Origin of the sequence: Campylobacter sp. BCW_6877 (genome assembly GCF_001762445.1) — a bacterium.
GTDB classification, from domain to species: Bacteria; Campylobacterota; Campylobacteria; order Campylobacterales; family Campylobacteraceae; genus Campylobacter_D; species Campylobacter_D jejuni.
The window spans coordinates 1-21478 of sequence record NZ_MJWW01000050.1; the positions used below are offsets into that span (position 1 = coordinate 1).

Here is a 21478-nt window from a genome sequence, read left to right on the forward strand (position 1 = left end):
AATAAAGAAAGTAAAGAAAATTCTAAAATAAGTTTTGCTAATGCTTTTTTAAAACAAAATGCTAGTAAGTTAAATGAAATTCAAAATGCAAATTCACAAACTCTAGCAAGAAGTGAAGTATTAAATTCTACTAATACAACAAATACTAGCAATAATACTAATTTTAGTATAAGTAGTAAAACAAGTTCTCCTAATTATGATATATCTAGTGAATTTAAAAACTCTATTTATACTCTAAAATATAAACAAGCAGATATAAGTAATACTTCTACTAATACAGCTTATGGTTATAGTGTAGATAAAGATGGTTATATGGGAAGTGATTTTAATAAAGCTGCAGGACTTCCTGAAGATTTTAAGATACATAAATCTACTTTAGATGAGATAGAAAGAGTGGCTGAATATAATGTTTCTGATATAAGAGAATATCTAGGTGTAGATAAATATTATTCTAATATAGATATGGCTGAAACCATAAAACAATATTATAATCTTTTTTCTAATGCTTTAGGTCAAAGTTTTCCAAGTGATAAAACAAGTTTTAGTGAAGCAGATATAAATTCTATGCCTAGTGGATATGCTGTAGGTGGAGATAAATGTATGAATTTTAATGATCCAAATAATAGAATGAATATTACTCATTTAAAAGACTTTTCTGGAGCTTTAGTTTCAAATGTCTATCAAACATCAGAACAAGCAGAGAAAGCTGATGATCTTTGGGCTGATTCTGGAAATATGATTAATGGTTTAAAACCTGAAACCTTAGGTTTATCCTTAGAAGAAATAAAAAATGTTTCTCAAGCTAAATATGAATGTGATTTTAAACCTGATATGTCATTTTATCCAAAAAATGAAGATGGAACTTATACTAAAGAAGATTTATTTATGAGTTTTTTAAAATCTCAAGGTGGACAACCCGTTGAGAGTCCAAAAACTACACTTAATCCAAAAGTAGAAGCTTACAATACAGCTATGGCTAAGGAGAGTTTTTCAACCACTAGCGTTGATTTGACTGATATCATGACAGGTAAGGTTGATTTTGCAAGTTTATTAAAATATGAACTTGATAGAGGTCGTATAGCTGGAGAGCTTTATATGTATGAAAAGGGTATGTCTCCTAAGCAAGCTTTAGGCAATTGGGCTTTAGACGCTGAGATTAAACAAGCTCTTGCTAATGGCTGGAAAGCAAGTAGTGAAAGTATAAATTCTTATGTTGGATCTATAATGGATAGATTAAATAATCTTATAGGACAAACTAGGGTTTAAAGAAGTATTTGCACGAAGTCAAATTAAAAATGATGACATTTGCAAATACTTATGCGAATCACATAAAGCTAGGCGCATCGTTTGAAAAGAGTATTAAATCTCCGTTTTTTGTTTCTTTAGCCAGAGTTTGAACTAGCTGACTCTTTTCTTTAAGTATAATGGTTTTTATTTTTAACTCTTTTTTGAAAATTTCAGCATTGATTTGTGCGCTAATGATAACAAGATCAAAACACTCATTGATGATTTTAGCAAGTTTTATATTTTCTTCTTCGCTTACTTCCACTATACCAGGACTTACTAAAACTTTTCGTCCTTTATAGCTTTTACAAAGTTTATAGCTTGTGCTCATACCTTTAAAATTTCCATTAAAACCATCATCTATGATAAATTTAGGCTCTCTTGAAAGCACTTGCAAGCGATGTTCTACGGAGTTTATATTTAAAACTTGCTTTTGAATTTTTTCTAGCTTTATGCCAAGATAATGAGCGCAAAGTATACAAACACAAAGATTTTGCGCGTTAAAATTCCCTAAAATTTGACTTTTAAAATCATAGGATTTATTTTCTATATTTACCCTAAATTCTAAACCTTCAAGACTTGAATGAATAAGACTTAATTTATCATCATAAAGGCTAATGAGTTTATCTTCTTCTTTTTGGGCGCTAGAGTGTAAAAAAGCCTTTTCTAGTCTTTTGGAATTTAAGGCTTCAAGTTTGGTTGAGCGGATATTTTCAACACTTTTAAAATACTCTAAATGTGCATTGCCTATCTCTCCTACTATGCTGATGTGAGGTTGTAAAAAACGCGTGATTTCATCGATATCGCCTTTAAGTCTAGCGCCTGCTTCAGCTATGTAAATTTGAGTATCTTGGCTTAAATTGGTATTGATATCAGCAACTATACCTAGCAAGGTATTGACAGAGCGTGGTGTTTTGTAGCTTTTAAAGTCATCTTTTAAAAGTTCGTATAGAAAATTTTTAATACTTGTTTTTCCAAAACTTGCGGTAATGAGTATGATTTTTAAATTTTCATTGGCTCTTAGTTTGGCTTTGGCTTGTTTTTTATAATATAAATTTGTAAAAAACTCATAAATTTTAAGACTCAATAAAGCAAAAGGAAGACTAAAAAGATTAAAAAGAAAAGAAAAACGCAAAGCAAGGATAGCAAAAATAGCATTATAAACAAAAACAAAAACAAAAAACCATTTGACCTTGCTTGTAAAAACAAGCTTTTTATCTATACCTTTGTTCCAAAAGTACAAAATCGAAGTATGGATCAATGCAAAATATGCCAAAGAGTATAAAGGAAAAGCTAAGAATAAAAAATAAGGAATAAATAAAAAATACAAATGCCACAAAGGTTTATGATAATGAAAAAACACGCGCTTAAATTTATAAGAATACCATTGTAAAGCACTCATAAGATAAAAAGCTATACAAAAATTAAAAAATAAAGAATTGATAAAATAAAGAGTATTGATAAGCATTTAAATTTCCTTAATTTTTTGAGCTATGAAAGCAGAATGTTTTAAAAAGAAAAAATGATCCCCCTCTAAAGGATAAAAAGTGCTATTTTTTAAAAATTGATGCATTTTCTCGCCACAATATAAAGGCGTAGCTTCATCGCTTTTTCCCCAAAAAATCAAACTTTTAGCCTTTTGCTTGGCAAAAATTTCACTAAAATCCTCATCAACAACCTTTTTAAAGGTTTCATACATCATAGGACTAAGATTTGCTCCATCTTTACTAGCAAAATAGCGATAAAATTTCCCCAAACCAAAGAGTTTTAAAATTTTAAAAATACGGATTTTAAAACGCACTTTTAGGGATTTTTTAGCCAAAATTCCCGCACTTGAAAGTAAGATTAGGATGTCTTTTTCTTTTGCGAGCAGGGTGCTTACTTTTCCACCAAAAGAATGCCCCATGAAAAAACAGATATTGAGTTTTTTTTGTTTTAAAAAAAGTTCTGTGATATTGGCATAATCTTGAGTGTTTAAAATTTCTTCCACACTTGAATTTCCAAAACCTGCTAAATCCATATAAATTTGACAAAAATCTTTTAAAAAAGGACAAAAACTTTGCTTCATAAGTTCTTTATTAGCTCCCCAGCCGTGTAAGATAAGTATTTGCGGTAAGGAAAGATCACCTAAAATTTCATAAGAAATTTGATAAGTTTTGTTTTTATAAGAAAGTTGAGTTTGAGCCATTTTAAGCCTTTTGATTTTTGTAGATATTTTCTAAAAGTTGCATGGCGTTTTGTAAGCGTTCAAATTCTTTCATACTAAGCATTACAGCTTCAAATTTGTTATTTTTTAAAATAACTATTTTTCCACTTTCACTTTTTTTAAGTTTTTCCATAATGGGGCTAAAATTTCTTACCACTTCAGTGGCAGTGTAAATTTCATCTTGTTTAAAAGAGAGCATTTTTCTTCCTAAAATACGCTAAATTTTATGTATAATTTAACGTATTTTGACTTAAAAGCTTATAATTTTCCTTTTTGTCCGTTGATGGAGTGAAGGAAGTTGTAGTTGATTTTTATCATTTTTTCAAGTGAAATTTGATCAGCTAAAGCGTTTAAAGTGGTATTAAAATCTTTAAAAAGATAATTAGCCAAAGAACCAGGATTTGGGTTGATTTCATTTAAATATACTTCATTATCCAGTATAAAAAAATCGCAGCGTATTAAAGCACCTTTAAACAAAGGATTGTAAATCTTTTTAAAGCTATCTTTGAGTTTTTCTTTTAATTCTTCGCTTAAATCTGCTTCTATAAGCTCATTGTGTCCTGAAAAGCTAAGATATTTTTGTTCAAAGTCTAAAAATTCTTTTTTCTTTGGCTCTTCTATGATAGAAAAAACAAACTCATCATTGATCATGCATCCTGCAAGATTGTATTCTTTGATATTGTTTTTAAATTCTTCTACTACAAGATCATTATCAAATTCAAAACCTACATCTTTGGCGTATTCTAAATCTTTTTCATCTTTTACTATGCTAATACCTATACTACTTCCAAGTCTTGCAGGTTTGATAATGCAAGGAAAACTAAGCTTTTCTTTAGAGTTTTGATTTTTTCTTAGCATGGTATAATCAAGTGTTTTTACTCCAACGCTTTTGGCATAAAGTTTGGTAAGTTCTTTGTTAAAAGATAATACACTAGCTTCAAGCCTAGGTCCTATAAATTTAATAGAATAAAACTCAAATAAAGCTGCAATTTTTCCATCTTCTCCATCTCTACCATGGATAAGATTGATCACGCATTCGCACTCTAGTTTATTTTCTTTTAAAAAACCTTTGCTAAAAAAACCTCCTTGTTTGATGAAGAGTTCTTTTTCTTTTTTATAAGCTTTGGTGCTAAAAGTTTTAGAATTTATTTTTTCACTTGGGATATGATAAAACCTTCTTTTTTCATCGCAAAAAATAAATTCTAAATTTTGATTGATAACTTTTTTAAGTACCACAGCACTTACTATACTGATCTCATGTTCATAAGAATTTCCGCCAAAAAGTATTGCAAATTTCATTTTATTCCTTTATCCTAGTTTTTTAAGAGCTTCTTTGATGAGTTCGCTTGTGCTTGTTGCTTGAGCACTTGCTAAAACACTTATGATTTTTTCTTGTTTAAAGCCTAGAGTAAGAAGTGCGGCTAAGGCTTCGCTTTTATCATCGCTTACATTTTCAAGTTTGGTTTTTGTGTCAGAAAGTTCTACTATAATGCGTTTTGCACTTTTTGGACCTATGCCAGGTACTTTTTTAAGCACACTTTCATCGCCTAAACTTAATGCTCTGTAAAAAGAATTTACATCAAGACTAGAGCATACTGCCATAGCAGTATTTGCACCCACTCCATTGACTTTTAAAAGCATTTCAAACATTTTTTGCTCGTCCTTATCCAAGAAACCATAAAATTTATTAGAATCTTCTTTGATGATTTGAGTAATAAAAAACTCATGCTTTTCTTGAGTTTGAATTTTAGCAGAACAAAAAAGCGAAATAAATATCCCATAGCTTAAACCACTAGCGCATTTAACAATGATAAAAGTAGGTTCTTTTTTTGTGATTATTCCTTCGATGCCGACAACCATGCTATATCCTTTTCTTCATAATCTAATTTTTTATGTATTTCTATACTTTCTTGGTTGTTTTGTATGACTTTTTTAATGCCTATAAATTTAGCACTTTCATTAACAAATGAAGAGTAAAAAATATCTTCTTTAGGCTCTAGAAGTGAAAATTTGATCTCATTCATATCAGTCCATTTGCCACTTTTATTTATAAAAGTTGCTTCAAAAAGCATTTTTTGTAAATTGATTAATTCTAATTGTAAAGATTTTTTGCGTTCAAGAAGTTCTTTTTCTTCATTTTGTAGTTTATTTAATTCAAGATTTTGTAAAGAGAAATCTTTTAGGGTTTTTTCGTATTGTACAGGAACATTTTGACCTTGATTTTTAAGTTCTGTTATCTTTTTTTCAACGCTTAAAATTCCATTTTTACTTGATAAAATGTATTGTCTTATTTTATTTATTTTATGATTTAACTTAGAAATTTGCTCTCCTAAAATCGCAAATTCTTCATCATAATTTTTATCAAGAGTTTTAATTTTAGCATGAAATTTATTGTTACCCCCGTTAATGCGTTCTATTGTGGTGTTTTCAAAAAACACACAAGAATTATTACTTTCTAAATTTTCTATATAGATTTTATCAGCTTGTATATTTCCGCCTAAACTTTTTTTAATTCTCACTTCTTTGGCTTTGATTGTTCCACCTTCGAGCAAATCTATATTTAAAATTTCGGCTTCCGCAAATCCTCTATGAGTTTTTATATAGGCTTGTTTGGCTTGAATTTTGGCTTTAGAGTGTGTAGTGCCTTCAATTTTCATTTTGGTGGCATTAAGTTGAGTGTTGCTTCCTACGCTTCCGACTACATTTAATTCTTCACATTCTATCCCAACACCAGAATTTACAGCATCTTTTACTTCTGAAAGAAATTTTATATTGATTTTGACATTTTTGTCTAGTCCAGCTCTTATAATCCCTATATTTTTAAAATCTACCCCATTAAAATCTAGTTCATTGGCAATATCAAATTTTTCACCATCTTGTACTACATAACCTTTTTTTAAAGCTATATATTCTGTGTATCCATCTTGCTCTACTTGTTTAAAAGCCGAAGAACAAGAAAATTTAACTTTATTTTCATTTGTGGCTAAAACTTTTAAGGTGTGTAAATTTAAGTCTTTTCCTTCTTTACCTTGTTTAAATTTGGCGTGTTTTAAAACAACTTCATTTTCATCAACAACAATAATACCTGAGCGTTTTTCATCGATAGTGTAGTTTTTGGTTTTTTCTTTATAAGTCAAGATCAGGGATTCATCTTGACTTTCTATAGGATCAATACCTTGTGCAACGGTGATTTGTATAGTTTTATTTAAAGGGGTGTTTTTATGTTGATTGCAAAAAGACATTAAATTTTTCTTAAAATCAAAAATGCGGATACCTATTAAAAATTTAAGTTTCAACATCTTTTTATAAATATTTTGCAAAAGTTCTAGTGCTAGTTTTTCATGAAAGTCTAAATTTGTAAAATCAATTTGAGCAATTATTTTGGTTAAATTTTTATTCGCAACTAGTTTGACTGCTTGAGATGCTTTGCTTTGGTTTATACCGTGGAAAATTTCTATTTTGTATTCTTGCTTGATTTGGAGATCATTTTTTAAAAAAATTTCATCTTTATCAAAAAGAGTTAATTCTTTTTCAGAGATTTTTTCCCATTCTAAATCTCCAAAACGATATTGTGTAGAAAATGCCAATAAACTAAAATCAAGCTCATTTAAGCTAAGGTTTGTTCGTGAAGCTACGCTTAAAAGCTCTCGAGCTGGATTTTCTGTATAGGCAATAATTTTTTCATCCAAAGCCAAAACTTTCCCCTTGTAAAAAATTAAGAATGTAATTATAGTCAATTTTTAATCAATTTTAGTTAAAATAGTTCTCTTTATATTTTGAAATTTATGAAAAAATTTAATGAAGAGTTTAGTATTTAAAAATTTTATTATCAATGCTTTAGGAATTTTATTTTCAAGAATTTTAGGGCTTGCTAGAGATGTTTTAATAGCGCTTTTTTTAGGAGCAGGGCTTTATAGTGATATTTTTTTTGTGGCTTTAAAAATGCCTGCTTTTTTTAGAAGAATTTTTGCAGAAGGGGCTTTTGGACAAAGTTTTTTGCCTAATTTTGTAAAAGCGAAAAAAAAAGGAGCTTTTTGCGTTAGTGTAATGATGCAATTTAGCCTTATAGTTTTTTTATTTTGTCTTTTGGTAAGTTTTTTCTCCTCTTTTTTTACCAAGCTTTTTGCTTTTGGGTTTAACGCAGATACTATAGCTTTAGCGGCTCCTTTGGTGGCGATTAATTTTTGGTATTTGTTTTTTATTTTTTTAGTTACTTTTTTAGGAGCTATTTTAAATTATAGACAAAAATTTTTCATTACCTCTTTTTCTGCGGCATTATTTAACTTAAGTATTGTTATAGCTGCCTTTTTTGTGGATAAAAATGCACCGCAAAATACACTTTATTATTTTTCTTATGCAACGGTTTTAAGTGGGGTGGCACAGCTTATTTTACATTTGCTTGTTTTAAAAAACAATCCTGTAATACGTGCTATGACTTTAAGTATAAAATTTAAAAAAGCCAAGGCGAAATTACAAGGTTTTTATGGCAATTTTTTTCATGGAGTTTTAGGTTCTTCTGCGACTCAATTTAGCTCATTGCTTGATACAACTATAGCTAGTTTTTTAATGAGCGGGAGTATTTCTTATCTTTATTATGCAAATCGTGTCTTCCAACTCCCCCTGGCACTTTTTGCTATTGCTTTAACTCAAGTTTCTTTTCCAAAAATTTTAAAACATTTAAAAAGTGATCAAGAAAATTTAGCCTTAAAATTTATGCAAAGAGCATTAGCACTTTTAAGCATTTTGCTTATTGCTTCTAGTATTGTAGGTTCTGTGTTTGCTTTGGAAATTTCAAAGCTTTTATTTGAAAGAGGAAATTTCACTCACGAAGATAGTGTGATTACGGCTTATGTTTTGATTGCTTATCTTATAGGGCTTTTACCTTTTGGTTTGCAAAAGCTTTTTTCTTTGTGGCTTTATGCAAAATTTAAACAAAAAACAGCAGCTTGGATCGCGGTAAAATCTTTAATTATCAGTGCTTTATGTTCTATGGCTTTTATATTTTTGATTAAAGATGAAAGTTTAAAGGTTGTTGCAGTAGCACTTTCAAGCTCTATTAGTGCTTTTTATTTGCTTGGAGCTAATATCAAAGAATTTGGTTTTAAGAAATTTTTTGCTTTAATATCTATTAAAATTTGCTTATTGGTTATAGTTGCTTTGATTGTTTTTACAATCTTACTTATTTTGATCAAACCTTATATTTTAAGTTTTTTTATAGGAATTTTTACAAGTTTTAAAGGAGTTTTTTAATGAGATTGTTAGACAGTGTAGTAAAAGAGAAAATAAAACTTGATAAAAAAGATATTAGTATTTACTTATGCGGACCTACGGTTTATGATGATGCACATTTAGGACATGCAAGAAGTAGTGTTTGCTTTGATCTTTTGCGTAGGGTTTTACTTGCTCAGGGCAATAGGGTAAAATTTGCTAGAAATTACACAGATATTGATGATAAAATCTTAAAAAAAATGGCTCAAAGTGGTCAAACTTTAGAGGAAATTACGGAATTTTACATCAAAAGTTATGAAGAGAATATGAGGGCTTTAAATGTATTAGATCCCGATTTTAAGCCTCGTGCAACGCATTATATAACAGCTATGCTTGATTTGATTAAAAAGCTTGCCAAGGATGGGTTTGTTTATACTCTAGAAGATGGAATTTATTTTGATACAAGTAAAGATGAAAAATATTTAAGCCTATCAAATCGCAATTTAGAAGAAAATATCTCTCGTTTAAGTAATGAAGTGCAAAAAAGAAATGAAAGCGATTTTGTGCTTTGGAAATTTGATGAAAATTTTTACGAAAGTGAATTTGGCAAAGGGCGTCCGGGTTGGCATACTGAATGTGTTGCTATGATTGATTCTATTTTTGAAAATACTCTTGATATACATGCTGGAGGGATAGATTTGCTTTTTCCTCATCATGAAAATGAGGCTGCGCAATGTCGTTGTGGATGTAAGAGAAAATTAGCAAATATTTGGCTTCACAATGGTTTTGTAAAAATCGATGGTGAAAAAATGAGTAAAAGTTTAAATAATAGTTTTTTCATAAAAGATGCTTTAAAAGAATTTATGGGCGAGGCTCTAAGATTTTATCTTTTGAGTTCTCATTATAGATCTCATTTTAATTATTCTTTATCGGATTTAGAAAATGCTAAAAAACGTTTAGATAAATTTTATCGCCTTAAAAAAAGATTGGATTTAGGTGAAATTTCTGATTTTGATGTTTTAAATGATATTGAAATAAAAAGCGAAATTGCTAAGCAAATTTTAGAGATTTTAAATGATGATTTAAATATTTCTAAAGCCTTAGCTCTTTTGGATGATTTTATAAGTAATGCAAATTTAGAGTTGGATAAAGAAAGCAAAAATAAAATTTTAAAACAAAATATCAAAAAAGCTTTAAGTGAGCTAGCTAAAATTTTTGGCTTTGGTTTTATGGATACAACTTTATATTTTCAATGGGGTGTAGGCAAAGAAGAACGAGAAGAAATTGAAAAGTTAATTTTAGAACGAACTGAGGCTAAGAAAAACAAAGATTTTAACACAGCTGATGCAATAAGGGAACAACTAAGTAATAAAAAAATCACTCTTTTAGATACTCCAAATGGAACAATTTGGGAGAAAATAAATGCATAATGAGATGAATTTAAAAGAGGTTTTAATACGCTTTAAGCCCTTTTATAAAAGATATTGGAAGCAATTTGCTATAGCTATTTTTGGTATGATTTTAGCAAGCGGAGGAACTGCTGGAAGTTTTTATGCTTTAGAGCCTATTTTAAATTATATTTTCGTTGAAAAAAATGAAGCTTTACTTTATACAGTGCCTTTTTTGCTAGTATTGATGTATTTTTTTAAAAATCTTGGAACTTATTTGCAAAGTTTTTATGTTTCCTTTATAGGAACAGATATGTTAAGAGTATTGCGTGCTAGGGTTTTAAAAAATATTTTACGCTTGGATATGGATTTTTTTAAACGCTATAGAAGCGGAGAGCTTGTAAGTCGTTGTACTAATGATATTAATGCACTTCAAAGCATAGTATCAAACATTATTCCTGATTTTTTTAGAGAGCTTTTAACTGCTATAGGACTGCTTGCAGTAGTCTTGTATCAAAGTCCTACTTTGGCTTTTTTTGCTTTAGTGATTTTGCCTTTAGCTATTTTTCCTTTGGTATGGTTTGCTAAAAAACTTAAAAAATATGCAAGAAATATACAAGAAACAAATTCGGATTTACTTTCTTATTTGGGTGAAATTTTTTCAAATATTGAATTGATCAAAGCTAATGATAATGAAAAAAAAGAAAGTGATAAATTTGCTAAGCATAATGATACTTTGTGTAAATTAAACCTAAAATCCGCACGTATTGATGCACTTACAAGTCCTTTAATGGATATGATGGGCTCTGTTGGGGTTGCTGTGGTGATTATTGTAGGGGGTAGAGAGGTTATCAATGGTTCTATGAGTGTGGGAAGTTTTATCAGTTTTGTTTCGGCACTTTTTGCGATATATACTCCTTTAAAGCGTCTTTCGTCTTTATATGGAAAACTTCAAGGTGCTGTTGCGGCAAGTGAAAGAACTTTTTATTTATTGGATTTAGAACCTCAAATTAAAGGTGGAAGCAAAGAATTAAAAAACATTGAAAAAATTAGCTTTGAAAATGTTGAATTTGCTTATGAAAACCCGCATAAAAGTGTTTTAAAAGGCGTAAATTTTGATTTTGTTAAAGGGCAAATGCTTGCTCTTGTAGGGACAAGTGGGGGTGGTAAATCTTCTATTATTAATCTTTTGATGTATTTTTATGAAAAACAAAAAGGTAAAATTTTACTCAATCAAGAAGATATTAGCACTTTTACCATAGAAAGCTTACATGCTAAAATAGGACTTGTAACGCAAAATATTTATCTTTTTAATGATAGTTTTGCTGCAAATATTGCTTATAGCGAAGAGTTAGAAGAAGAAAAAGTCATCCAAGCTTTAAAATTGGCCAATGCCTATGAATTTGTTAAAGAAATGGGCGGGATTTGGGCTGAAGTGAAAGAACATGGTAAGAACTTAAGTGGAGGGCAAAAACAAAGAATAGCAATCGCTAGAGCTTTATATAAAAATCCTGATGTGCTTATTTTTGATGAAGCAACTTCAGCTTTGGATAATGAAAGTGAAAAAGCAATAGTTAAAACTATAGAAAACTTAAAACAAGACAGATTGATTTTAGTGGTTGCACATCGTTTAAGCACTATAGAAAATGCAGATAAAATAGTAGTATTGGATAAGGGCAAGGTATTGGCAATAGGTAAAGATGAAGAGCTTTTGCAAACTTGTTCTTTGTATCAAAAATTTAAAAGCAAAGAAAAAACAAAGCCTAGCTTTAGTTAATTTTAGTTAGAATTTCAAAAAGGATTAAAAAATGGCTTATGAAATGATAAAACCTTTACTTTTTAAGTTAAACCCTGAGCATGCACATGCTTTGGTTGAATATAGCTTAAGGGCTTTAAGTGCTAGTTTTCCAGGAGCTTTAAGTTTTTTAGCACACAAATATATAGTTGATGATGAAAGTTTAAGGCAAAATTTACTTGGACTTGATTTTAATAATCCTGTAGGTTTAGCAGGAGGCTTTGATAAAAATGCCACTATGATAAGACCTTTGAGTGCTTTAGGATTTGGCTTTTTGGAAGTGGGAACTTTTACTCCAAAACCTCAAGAAGGCAATGAAAAGCCACGCCTATTTAGACTTGTAAAACAAGAAAGTATACAAAATGCTATGGGTTTTAACAACGAAGGTGCTGAAAAGATTGCTTTAAGACTCGCAAAAACTTATCCTTTTGTTTTGCCTTTAGGGGTAAATATAGGGAAAAATAAAATCACTCCAAATGACAAAGCCTTGGAGGATTATTTTACTTTGTTTAGAGATTTTAAGGATTTGTGTGATTATTTTATCGTTAATATCTCATCTCCTAATACTAAAAATTTAAGAGAGTTGCAAAATGATGATTTTTTAAATACCTTGCTTGAAGAAGCCAAAAAAATCACTTCTAAGCCTATTTTGATAAAAATTGCTCCTGATATGAAAATAGATGATGCTTTAAATTTATGTGAAAATGCCATTAAAAAAGGTGCAGATGGGTTTATATTAGCCAATACTAGTGTTGATTATAGCTTGCTAGATAATAATCGTACTTTTGGTGGTATTAGCGGAAGGCTGATTACAGAAAAAAGTGGTATTTTTTTCAAAGAAGTAGCTAAAATTCTTTTTGGCAAAACCTTGCTTATTGCAAGTGGAGGGATTGATAGTGCTGATATTGCTTATGAGCGTATTAAAAATGGGGCTAATTTGGTGCAAGTTTATACAGCTTTGATTTTTAAAGGTCCTTCTTTGGTAAAAAATATCAATCAAAATCTTATAGAGCTTTTGAGAAAAGATGGTTTTTTACACATTAGCGAAGCTGTTGGGGTAAATTTAAAATGATTGCTTATGAAAAAATTCAATTAAAAAACAAGCTTGAAATTTATGCTTTGCCTGTAAATAAAAATAGCGATGTGATTAGCGTTGATATTTTTTATAAGGTGGGTTCAAGAAATGAGATCATGGGAAAAAGTGGCATAGCTCATATGTTAGAACATTTAAATTTTAAAAGTACTAAAAATTTAAAAGCTGGCGAATTTGATGAGATTGTTAAGGGTTTTGGTGGTGTGGATAATGCAAGCACAGGTTTTGACTATACTCATTATTATATTAAATGTGCGAAGAAAAATTTAGATAAAGCTTTAGAGCTTTTTGCGGAACTTATGGCGAATTTAAATTTAAAAGATGAAGAATTTCAGCCTGAAAGAGCAGTGGTTTTAGAAGAGCGTAGATGGAGAACAGATAATAATCCTTTGGGATATCTTTATTTTAGACTTTTCAATCACGCATTTATGTATCATCCTTATCATTGGACTCCTATAGGTTTTTTTAAGGATATAGAAAATTGGAGCATTGAAGATATTAAAGAATTTCACAGTATTTACTATCAACCTAAAAATGCGATTTTACTTGTAAGTGGCGATATAGAAAGTAAAGAAGTTTTTGAGCTTTCAAAAAAACATTTTGAAAAGATTAAAAATACTAAGACTATACCTAAAATTCACACAAAAGAGCCTAAGCAAGATGGAGCAAAAAGAATATATTTGCATAAAAACTCAGATACTGAACTATTAGCCCTTGCTTATAAAATTCCAAATTTCAAGCACAAAGATATACCTGCTTTAAATGCTTTATCCGAGCTTTTAGGAAGTGGAAAAAGTTCTTTAATGAGTGAAATTTTGATTGATAAATTAAATTTAATCAATGATTATTATGCTTATGTTAATGATTGTATAGATGAAAATTTATTTATTTTTATTTGTAATTGTAACCCCAATGTTAATGCAGAAAAAGTAGAAAAAGAGCTTTTAAAAATCATTGATAAACTTAAAATGGGTAAAATTTCTCAAAAAGATTTGCAAAGAGTGAAAAATAATGTCAAAAGTGATTTTATTTTCTCACTTAACAATGCTAGTGCAGTGGCAAATATTTATGGTTCATATCTAGCAAGAGGGGATATCGATCCTTTGTTAAATTATGAGAAAGATATACAAAATTTGGAATTAAAAGATTTGATTTCTTGTGCTAAAAAATATTTTATTCAAGAAAATTCAACTACGGTAATTCTAAGAAAGGATTCAAATGGATAAAAATATTATTATTGGGGCAATGACGGCCCTTATTACACCGTTTAAAAATGGAAAAGTTGATGAGCAAAGTTATGCAAGATTGATTAAAAGACAAATAGAAAATGGCATCGATGCAGTAGTTCCAGTAGGAACAACAGGAGAAAGTGCAACTTTAACTCATGAAGAACATAGAACTTGTATAGAGATAGCCGTTGAGACTTGCAAAGGAACTAAGGTTAAGGTTTTAGCAGGTGCGGGAAGTAATGCAACTCATGAGGCAGTGGGTTTGGCTAAATTTGCTAAAGAACATGGTGCTGATGGGATTTTAAGTGTGGCACCGTATTATAATAAACCTACACAACAAGGACTTTACGAGCATTATAAGGCTATTGCGCAAAGTGTAGATATTCCTGTGCTTTTATATAATGTTCCAGCAAGAACAGGTTGTGAAATTTCAACAGATACTACTATCAAGCTTTTTAGAGATTGTGAAAATATTTATGGAGTAAAAGAAGCGAGTGGAAATATCGATAAGTGTGTGGATTTGCTTGCACACGAACCTAGAATGATGCTTATTTCGGGAGAAGATGCGATCAATTATCCTATACTTTCAAATGGTGGAAAGGGAGTGATTTCAGTAACTTCAAATTTATTACCCGATATGATTAGCGCTTTAACTCATTTTGCTTTAGATGAAAATTATAAAGAAGCTAAAAAAATCAATGATGAGCTTTATAATATCAATAAAATTTTATTTTGCGAAAGTAATCCTATTCCTATTAAAACGGCTATGTATATAGCTGGATTGATAGAAAGTTTGGAGTTTAGACTTCCTCTTTGTCCTCCAAGTAAGGAAAATTTTGCTAAAATTGAAGAAGTGATGAAAAAATATAAGATCAAAGGATTTTAATGAATACAGAATTTCAAGGAAAAACTTTAGTAATCAGCGGTGGAACTCGCGGGATAGGCAAAGCTATAGTTTATGAATTTGCTAAAGTGGGTGCAAATATAGCTTTTACTTATAATTCTAATGCGCAAATTGCTGATGAAATGGTGCAAGATTTGGAGAAAAATTATAAAATCAAAGCTAGAGCTTATGAATTTAATATCTTAGAACCTGAAACTTATAAAGAACTTTTTGAAAAAATTGATGTGGATTTTGATAGGGTGGATTATTTTATCTCAAATGCTATCATTTCAGGACGTGCGGTTGTAGGTGGTTATACTAAATTTATGAAATTAAAACCAAAAGGAATTAATAACATCTTTACAGCCACAGTGAATGCTTTTGTTGTGGGCGCACAAGAAGCAGCTAAAAGGATGGAAAAAGTAGGGGGTGGAAGCATTATTTCTATCTCATCTACGGGAAATTTAGTGTATATAGAAAATTATTCAGGTCATGGCACAGCAAAAGCTGCCGTAGAAGCTATGGCAAGATATGCGGCTACTGAACTTGGAGAAAAAAATATCCGTGTAAATGTCGTAAGTGGCGGGCCTATTGAAACTGATGCTTTAAGAGCTTTTACAAATTATGAAGAAGTAAAACAGGCTACTATAAATTTAAGCCCTTTAAATCGCATGGGACAGCCTGAAGATTTGGCTGGAGCATGTCTTTTTCTTTGTTCAAGTAAGGCAAGTTGGGTAACAGGACATACTTTCATCGTTGATGGTGGTACAACTTTTAAATAAAAATTAAGAAAAATCAATGGATTTTTCTTAAAAATATTTTTCAATCAAGTTTTAATTTCCATCCTAAAAAAACACTTAATAATGCAAGTAAAAAAATAAAATTTAAGGTCCAATTACCAAAACCTATAAAACCTATAGATAATACGCTGTAAAAAAATCCTCCCACAGCTGAATAAATACAAATCGTACTTAAAGATCCATTTTCTGCCATTTTTTTACATGGGCAGATTTTATAAAATTTTTTATCGTTAAATTGATTTTTCTTTTTATTTCCCAAAAATAAACCAAAAAGGGCAAAAAGATTTAAAAAAATAAAAGCATATAATAAAATTTGATCTAATTCCATTTTAATATACCTTAAAAGTATCTAAGCCAAGAGGGTAAATGGACTTGCTCTTCCTTTAAAGTAGTCTCTTGTCCATGTCCTGGCAAAAGTTTAAAATCTTCTTTGTAAGTCATAACTTTTTCTAAGCTTTGTTTCATTAAATTTGCATCTGAATAAGGAAAATCCCATCTTCCTATGCTTCTATAAAATAAAAAATCTCCACTAAACATGATATTTTTACCTACAATTTCTATCATGGTGCAACCTGGTGTATGTCCTGGTAAAAAGTGAAATTTAAAATCAACTCCGTAAATATTTAAAATATCTTCATTATCTACTAAAAAATCCGCATCGCTAGAATCATAGCCTTGATTGAAATCATCATGTAGCATAAAAGCATCATTTTTGTGAATATAAATGGGGATGTTGTATTCTTTTTTAACCTTGGCATTATCCCAAATATGATCATAATGTCCGTGAGTGTTTAAAATCGCTAAAGGATTTTTTACATGTTTTTTGATGAAATTTAGTGCATCAAAACCAGGATCAATGATAATTTCTCCATGCTCACCAAATAAAATATAACAATTTGTCTCATAAGCTCCACAAGCTTGTTTGATAATTTGCATTTTTTACCTCTTTAATGAAAAATTTGCCTTAAATAAATATAATTATACATTAAATTTTTAAAAGGCAAGCTTTATGGATTGGCAAAAGATTACGGAAAAAATGTGTGATTTTATACAAGAAAAAGTGAAAAATTCTCAAAGTCAAGGTGTGGTTTTGGGGCTTAGTGGCGGGATTGATTCTGCTTTGGTAGCAACGCTTTGTAAAAGAGCTTTAAAAGAGAATGTTTTTGCTCTTTTAATGCCAACTCAAATTTCAAACAAAGCCAATCTTGAAGATGCTTTAAGGCTTTGTGCGGATTTAAATCTTGAATATAAAATCATAGAAATTCAAAGCATTTTAGATGCTTTTATAAAGCAAAGTGAAAATACCACTCTAGTATCTTTGGGAAATTTTGCAGCGCGTATTAGAATGAGTTTGCTTTATGATTATTCTGCTTTGAAAAATTCTTTAGTCATAGGCACTTCTAATAAAAGCGAATTACTTTTGGGTTATGGTACGATTTATGGAGATTTAGCTTGTGCTTTTAATCCTATAGGATCGCTTTATAAAAGTGAAATTTATACCTTAGCAAAATACCTTAACTTGCATGAAAATTTTATCAAAAAAGCTCCAAGTGCGGATCTTTGGGAAAATCAAAGCGATGAGGCGGATTTGGGTTTTTCTTATGCAAAAATCGATGAAGGTTTAAAAGCCTTAGAAACTAATGATGAAAAACTTTTAAGAACGCTTGATCCTTCTTTGATTGCTATGCTAAAAAATCGCATGCAAAAAAATACTTTTAAGGGAAAAATGCCTGAAATTTTGGAAATTTAAACAATGAGTGAAGAAAAAAATTATGAACTTTGGCTTGATAATTATTTTTTTAAGCCTAATTTTTGGCAAAAATGCCTTGCTTTTATACTTTTACCTTTAAGTGTGTTTTATGCTTTTTTTGCGATTTTAAATACTTTTTTTCGTAAAAAAATAGTTTTTAAAAAGCCTGTTATTAGCGTTGGTAATTTAAGTTTTGGAGGTAATGGAAAAACCCCGCTTTGTAAAGCTATAGCAAGGGAATTTGATGGCGTTTTTATAGTGCTTAGGGGCTATAAAAGAAAGTCTAAAGGTTTGTTTGTTGTTAAAAATCAAAATGAAATTTTATGCACCTTAACGCAAAGTGGCGATGAAGCTATGGAGTATGCTTTTGAAGAAAATATCAAAGGTGTGATTGTGAGCGAAGATAGAGTAAAAGGTATTGAAAAAGCTTTTGAGTTGGGAGCTAAAATCGTTGTACTTGATGATGCTTTTTCTAAATTTCATATTAAAAAATTTGATATTTTACTTGAAAGCAAAATCAAACCTTATTTTAATTTTACCTTGCCAAGTGGAGCTTATCGTTTGCCGAAATTTTATGAAAAAAGGGCTGATTTTATTGCATTAGAAGGCAGGGATTTTGTGCGTTATTCTTTTGTAAAAGAAAATCCAAAGGCTGTTTTGGTAACTGCTATTGCTAAACCTTTTAGATTGTATGAGCATTTTATCAAAGCAAGGGCTTGTTATTTTTTTAAAGATCATTATGAGTTTAAAAAAGAAGAATTAGAAAATTTGCTAAAAAAACATAATTGCGATACACTAATGCTTACTTTTAAGGATTTTGTTAAAGTTAAAGATTTTGGTTTTAAATGTCAAATTATAGAATTAAATATAGAATTAAAAGATTCATTAAGAGAAAAAATAAAAACTTATATCAAGGAGTTTGAACAGTGAAATTGGTCGAGAGTAGAAATGTAAAAAATGTATCAAGTTTTAAGGAAGCTTTGATTAACCCAAACGCCCCAGAAGGAGGGCTTTACTCACCTTTAAATTTGCCTATTTTTGAAGGAGAAAAATATGCCAATTTGTCTTATAAAGATTTTGCTTTAAAGCTTATAGAAAGTTTTGGTTTTGGCGAAGAAGAGCTTTTTAAAAAGGCTTTGAAAAGTTACGAAAGCTTTGATGATAAAAATACACCTATTTCTTTGCAAAAAATCTCTGAAAAAACCTATATTAACGAGCTTTGGCATGGACCTACAAGAGCTTTTAAAGATATGGCTTTGCAGCCTTTTGGCGTGCTTTTAAGTGAATTTTCAAAGGATAAAAATATTTTAATTATTTGTGCTACAAGCGGCGATACAGGACCTGCAACCCTAAAAAGCTTTGAAAATGCAAAAAATGTTAAAGTAGCTTGTATGTATCCAAAAGGTGGCACAAGTGGAGTTCAAGAGTTGCAAATGCGAGCTTTAGATAAGGATAACTTGAAAGTTTTTGCCATAGATGAGGATTTTGACGCAGCGCAACGCACTTTAAAAGAATTGCTTTTTTCAAAAGATTTTCAAAATGAAATTAAAGCTTTAAATTATGAGCTTTGCGCAGCTAATTCTGTAAATTTTGGGCGTATTTTATTTCAGATTATTTATCATTATTATGCGAGTTTAAAACTTTTTAATGAGTTTTTAGAAGAAGTACAAATCATCGTTCCAAGTGGAAATTTTGGCAATGCTTTAGGAGCTTTTTATGCTAAAAAAATGGGAGCTAAAATTTCAAAAATCAAAATCGCTTCAAACGCAAATAATATTTTGAGTGAATTTTTTAATCAAGGCGTTTATGATTTGCGTGAAAAAAGTCTTAAGAAGACTATTTCTCCAGCTATGGATATACTTATTTCATCTAATATCGAAAGACTTTTGTTTGCGAAATTTAAAGATAAAAGAACTAAAGAACTGATGAATTTGTTAAAAAATGAGAGATATTTTAAACTTGAAAAAGAAGAATTACAAAGTTTGCAAGAAGATTTTGAGGCGGATTTTTGCACCGATGAAGAATGTATGCAATTTATCAAACAAAGTAAAATTTTAATTGATCCGCATACCGCAACTTGTTTTAAAATGCTTGATCCTTTAAAACCTAGCATTATCACTTCTACAGCAGAATGGACAAAATTTACTCCAAGTATGATAAAAGCTTTATATGATAGGGATTCTAAGAATGAAAAAGAAGATTTAAAATTTATAGCTAAAGAGTTTAATGTCCAAGTTAAAGATGAAATTTTGACTTTATTTGATTTGAAAAATAGCGATGAAAAGGTATTTGAAGCCAGAAATATAAAAAAAGAAATTTTAGATTGGATGCAAAAATGATTATTATTCCTGCAAGATTAAAATCAAGTCGTTTTCATGAGAAAATTTTATGTGATATAGGTGGAGTGCCTATGTTTGTGGCTACTGCAAGAAGAGTAAGTAGCGTGGATGAAGTTTGTATAGCTTTAGACGATGAAAAGGTTTTAAGTATCGCTAAAGAATATGGTCTAAATGCGGTTTTAACAAGCAAAGATCATGAAAGCGGTACGGATAGGATTAATGAAGCTTGTAAGAAACTAGCTTTAAAAGATGATGAGATTATTATCAATGTCCAAGCTGATGAGCCTTTTATAGAATGTGAAAATTTATTAAAATTTAAAGAATTTGCAAGTTCTTGCTTGGATAAAAAAGCTTTTATGGCGAGTTGTTATAAAAAAATCACTCAAGAAGAAGCTATGGATCCTAATCTGGTTAAAGTGCTTTGCGATAAAGAAGGGTATGCTTTGTATTTTTCAAGAGCTAAAATCCCTTATGAAAGAGAAAATTACGAGGAAAGTTTTAAAGGGCATTTAGGCATTTACGCTTATAGTGTAAAAGCATTAAGGGAGTTTTGTTCTTTATCAAGTTCTGCGCTTGAAAGAGCGGAAAAGTTAGAGCAATTAAGAGCTATAGAAAATGGTAAAAAAATCAAAATGCTTGAAATTTCAACAACAAGCATGGGGATTGATACTAAAGAAGACTATGAAAGGGCTTTAAAAATTTATTTAGAAAAATAACTCCACCCCAAAACGGAACAGATTTTGCTTATATTATTTTAATATATTTAGATTGAAGGCAAAAAAATCTAAATCAAGGAATTAATATGAGTATCTTTAGTATCAATGATAACTCAAACTATAATTCTATACTTTCACAAAGTAAAGCCAATAAAGAAAGTAAAGAAAATTCTAAAATAAGTTTTGCTAATGCTTTTTTAAAACAAAATGCTAGTAAGTTAAATGAAATTCAAAATGCAAATTCACAAACTCTAGCAAGAAGTGAAGTATTAAATTCTACTAATACAACAAATACTAGCAATAATACTAATTTTAGTATAAGTAGTAAAACAAGTTCTCCTAATTATGATATATCTAGTGAATTTAAAAACTCTATTTATACTCTAAAATATAAACAAGCAGATATAAGTAATACTTCTACTAATACAGCTTATGGTTATAGTGTAGATAAAGATGGTTATATGGGAAGTGATTTTAATAAAGCTGCAGGACTTCCTGAAGATTTTAAGATACATAAATCTACTTTAGATGAGATAGAAAGAGTGGCTGAATATAATGTTTCTGATATAAGAGAATATCTAGGTGTAGATAAATATTATTCTAATATAGATATGGCTGAAACCATAAAACAATATTATAATCTTTTTTCTAATGCTTTAGGTCAAAGTTTTCCAAGTGATAAAACAAGTTTTAGTGAAGCAGATATAAATTCTATGCCTAGTGGATATGCTGTAGGTGGAGATAAATGTATGAATTTTAATGATCCAAATAATAGAATGAATATTAC

21 protein-coding genes are annotated in these 21478 nt (G+C 29.8%); 13 read left to right on the top strand and 8 right to left on the bottom strand.

Annotated features, from left to right (window positions below; genetic code table 11):
* A partial coding sequence (locus AJ936_RS06840; protein WP_070274235.1) for a Cj0814 family flagellar-dependent secreted protein occupies positions 1-1266 on the top strand: 1266 nt, incomplete at its 5' end.
* A 58-nt stretch (positions 1267-1324) separates the two neighbouring features.
* On the opposite strand, the gene AJ936_RS06845 is transcribed toward AJ936_RS06840, so the two are convergent.
* From AJ936_RS06845 to AJ936_RS06870, 6 genes are read right to left on the bottom strand one after another with little or no spacing between them, the layout of a single operon-like run.
* Positions 1325-2752 carry a UDP-N-acetylmuramoyl-tripeptide--D-alanyl-D-alanine ligase gene (locus AJ936_RS06845; RefSeq protein WP_070274236.1) on the bottom strand — a complete coding sequence of 476 codons (1428 nt, stop codon included), beginning with the start codon at positions 2750-2752 and terminating at the stop codon, positions 1325-1327.
* Positions 2753-3472: an alpha/beta fold hydrolase gene (locus AJ936_RS06850; protein ID WP_002881137.1), complete on the bottom strand. Its 720-nt coding sequence runs from the start codon at positions 3470-3472 to the stop codon at positions 2753-2755.
* Position 3473: 1 nt separating this feature from the next.
* Positions 3474-3689 (bottom strand): type II toxin-antitoxin system Phd/YefM family antitoxin, encoded by a 216-nt coding sequence (locus tag AJ936_RS06855; protein WP_002852622.1) that lies wholly within the window; start codon positions 3687-3689, stop codon positions 3474-3476.
* Between the two features lie 59 nt (positions 3690-3748).
* Positions 3749-4789 carry a D-alanine--D-alanine ligase gene (locus tag AJ936_RS06860; RefSeq protein ID WP_002881138.1) on the bottom strand — a complete coding sequence of 347 codons (1041 nt, stop codon included), beginning with the start codon at positions 4787-4789 and terminating at the stop codon, positions 3749-3751.
* A gap of 9 nt (positions 4790-4798) precedes the next feature.
* The gene (gene ruvA, locus AJ936_RS06865) at positions 4799-5350 is read right to left on the bottom strand and encodes a Holliday junction branch migration protein RuvA (protein WP_002881140.1); all 552 of its coding nucleotides are present in this window, start codon (positions 5348-5350) and stop codon (positions 4799-4801) included.
* The gene (locus tag AJ936_RS06870; protein WP_070274237.1) at positions 5326-7185 is read right to left on the bottom strand and encodes a flagellar assembly protein A; all 1860 of its coding nucleotides are present in this window, start codon (positions 7183-7185) and stop codon (positions 5326-5328) included. Before AJ936_RS06870 ends, ruvA begins: the two co-directional genes overlap by 25 nt.
* 103 nt (positions 7186-7288) lie before the next feature.
* On the opposite strand from AJ936_RS06870, the gene murJ reads away from it, so the two are divergent.
* The 7 genes from murJ to AJ936_RS06905 are packed head-to-tail and all read left to right on the top strand — an operon-like array spanning position 7289 to position 15868.
* A complete protein-coding gene (murJ, locus tag AJ936_RS06875; RefSeq protein ID WP_070274238.1) occupies positions 7289-8740 on the top strand; it encodes a murein biosynthesis integral membrane protein MurJ in 1452 nt (483 codons plus the stop codon).
* Positions 8740-10128 carry a cysteine--tRNA ligase gene (gene cysS / locus AJ936_RS06880; protein ID WP_002881144.1) on the top strand — a complete coding sequence of 463 codons (1389 nt, stop codon included), beginning with the start codon at positions 8740-8742 and terminating at the stop codon, positions 10126-10128. The genes murJ and cysS overlap by 1 nt, the downstream gene beginning before the upstream one ends.
* On the top strand, positions 10121-11863 hold the full coding sequence (locus AJ936_RS06885) for an ABC transporter ATP-binding protein (protein ID WP_002881145.1): 1743 nt from the start codon (positions 10121-10123) through the stop codon (positions 11861-11863). Before cysS ends, AJ936_RS06885 begins: the two co-directional genes overlap by 8 nt.
* Positions 11864-11894: 31 nt before the next feature.
* Positions 11895-12953 carry a quinone-dependent dihydroorotate dehydrogenase gene (locus AJ936_RS06890; protein ID WP_002872967.1) on the top strand — a complete coding sequence of 353 codons (1059 nt, stop codon included), beginning with the start codon at positions 11895-11897 and terminating at the stop codon, positions 12951-12953.
* Entirely contained in the window at positions 12950-14200 is a 1251-nt protein-coding gene (locus AJ936_RS06895) for a pitrilysin family protein (RefSeq protein ID WP_002881146.1), read from the top strand. The genes AJ936_RS06890 and AJ936_RS06895 overlap by 4 nt, the downstream gene beginning before the upstream one ends.
* Positions 14193-15089 carry a 4-hydroxy-tetrahydrodipicolinate synthase gene (dapA, locus tag AJ936_RS06900; RefSeq protein WP_002881147.1) on the top strand — a complete coding sequence of 299 codons (897 nt, stop codon included), beginning with the start codon at positions 14193-14195 and terminating at the stop codon, positions 15087-15089. Before AJ936_RS06895 ends, dapA begins: the two co-directional genes overlap by 8 nt.
* Positions 15089-15868 carry an enoyl-ACP reductase gene (locus AJ936_RS06905; protein WP_002852476.1) on the top strand — a complete coding sequence of 260 codons (780 nt, stop codon included), beginning with the start codon at positions 15089-15091 and terminating at the stop codon, positions 15866-15868. The genes dapA and AJ936_RS06905 overlap by 1 nt, the downstream gene beginning before the upstream one ends.
* Positions 15869-15908: 40 nt before the next feature.
* Here AJ936_RS06905 and AJ936_RS06910 read toward each other — a convergent pair whose 3' ends face one another.
* Positions 15909-16214, bottom strand: a complete 306-nt coding sequence (locus AJ936_RS06910; protein ID WP_002867958.1) for a hypothetical protein — start codon at positions 16212-16214, stop codon at positions 15909-15911.
* An 11-nt stretch (positions 16215-16225) separates the two neighbouring features.
* Positions 16226-16822 carry an MBL fold metallo-hydrolase gene (locus tag AJ936_RS06915; RefSeq protein ID WP_002881148.1) on the bottom strand — a complete coding sequence of 199 codons (597 nt, stop codon included), beginning with the start codon at positions 16820-16822 and terminating at the stop codon, positions 16226-16228.
* A gap of 73 nt (positions 16823-16895) precedes the next feature.
* Here AJ936_RS06915 and AJ936_RS06920 point away from each other — a divergent pair, with 73 nt between their 5' ends.
* From AJ936_RS06920 to AJ936_RS06940, 5 genes are all read left to right on the top strand, one after another.
* Positions 16896-17636: an NAD+ synthase gene (locus AJ936_RS06920; protein WP_002865990.1), complete on the top strand. Its 741-nt coding sequence runs from the start codon at positions 16896-16898 to the stop codon at positions 17634-17636.
* Positions 17637-17639: 3 nt separating this feature from the next.
* Positions 17640-18566, top strand: a complete 927-nt coding sequence (locus AJ936_RS06925; protein ID WP_002865989.1) for a tetraacyldisaccharide 4'-kinase — start codon at positions 17640-17642, stop codon at positions 18564-18566.
* Positions 18563-19975, top strand: a complete 1413-nt coding sequence (gene thrC / locus AJ936_RS06930) for a threonine synthase (protein WP_002878020.1) — start codon at positions 18563-18565, stop codon at positions 19973-19975. The genes AJ936_RS06925 and thrC overlap by 4 nt, the downstream gene beginning before the upstream one ends.
* The gene (gene kdsB, locus AJ936_RS06935) at positions 19972-20691 is read left to right on the top strand and encodes a 3-deoxy-manno-octulosonate cytidylyltransferase (RefSeq protein WP_002856736.1); all 720 of its coding nucleotides are present in this window, start codon (positions 19972-19974) and stop codon (positions 20689-20691) included. Before thrC ends, kdsB begins: the two co-directional genes overlap by 4 nt.
* 86 nt (positions 20692-20777) lie before the next feature.
* On the top strand, positions 20778-21478 hold a 701-nt coding region (locus AJ936_RS06940), incomplete at its 3' end, for a Cj0814 family flagellar-dependent secreted protein (RefSeq protein ID WP_407918712.1).

What these genes read in the sequence shown, in the direction of transcription:
- AJ936_RS06845 (WP_070274236.1), bottom strand. Translation starts at nt 2,752, where the DNA reads ATGCTTATCAATACTCTTTATTTTATCAATTCTTTATTTTTTAATTTT.
- AJ936_RS06850 (WP_002881137.1), bottom strand. Translation starts at nt 3,472, where the DNA reads ATGGCTCAAACTCAACTTTCTTATAAAAACAAAACTTATCAAATTTCT.
- AJ936_RS06855 (WP_002852622.1), bottom strand. Translation starts at nt 3,689, where the DNA reads ATGCTCTCTTTTAAACAAGATGAAATTTACACTGCCACTGAAGTGGTA.
- AJ936_RS06860 (WP_002881138.1), bottom strand. Translation starts at nt 4,789, where the DNA reads ATGAAATTTGCAATACTTTTTGGCGGAAATTCTTATGAACATGAGATC.
- ruvA (WP_002881140.1), bottom strand. Translation starts at nt 5,350, where the DNA reads ATGGTTGTCGGCATCGAAGGAATAATCACAAAAAAAGAACCTACTTTT.
- murJ (WP_070274238.1), top strand. Translation starts at nt 7,289, where the DNA reads ATGAAGAGTTTAGTATTTAAAAATTTTATTATCAATGCTTTAGGAATT.
- cysS (WP_002881144.1), top strand. Translation starts at nt 8,740, where the DNA reads ATGAGATTGTTAGACAGTGTAGTAAAAGAGAAAATAAAACTTGATAAA.
- AJ936_RS06885 (WP_002881145.1), top strand. Translation starts at nt 10,121, where the DNA reads ATGCATAATGAGATGAATTTAAAAGAGGTTTTAATACGCTTTAAGCCC.
- AJ936_RS06890 (WP_002872967.1), top strand. Translation starts at nt 11,895, where the DNA reads ATGGCTTATGAAATGATAAAACCTTTACTTTTTAAGTTAAACCCTGAG.
- AJ936_RS06895 (WP_002881146.1), top strand. Translation starts at nt 12,950, where the DNA reads ATGATTGCTTATGAAAAAATTCAATTAAAAAACAAGCTTGAAATTTAT.
- dapA (WP_002881147.1), top strand. Translation starts at nt 14,193, where the DNA reads ATGGATAAAAATATTATTATTGGGGCAATGACGGCCCTTATTACACCG.
- AJ936_RS06905 (WP_002852476.1), top strand. Translation starts at nt 15,089, where the DNA reads ATGAATACAGAATTTCAAGGAAAAACTTTAGTAATCAGCGGTGGAACT.
- AJ936_RS06910 (WP_002867958.1), bottom strand. Translation starts at nt 16,214, where the DNA reads ATGGAATTAGATCAAATTTTATTATATGCTTTTATTTTTTTAAATCTT.
- AJ936_RS06915 (WP_002881148.1), bottom strand. Translation starts at nt 16,822, where the DNA reads ATGCAAATTATCAAACAAGCTTGTGGAGCTTATGAGACAAATTGTTAT.
- AJ936_RS06920 (WP_002865990.1), top strand. Translation starts at nt 16,896, where the DNA reads ATGGATTGGCAAAAGATTACGGAAAAAATGTGTGATTTTATACAAGAA.
- AJ936_RS06925 (WP_002865989.1), top strand. Translation starts at nt 17,640, where the DNA reads ATGAGTGAAGAAAAAAATTATGAACTTTGGCTTGATAATTATTTTTTT.
- kdsB (WP_002856736.1), top strand. Translation starts at nt 19,972, where the DNA reads ATGATTATTATTCCTGCAAGATTAAAATCAAGTCGTTTTCATGAGAAA.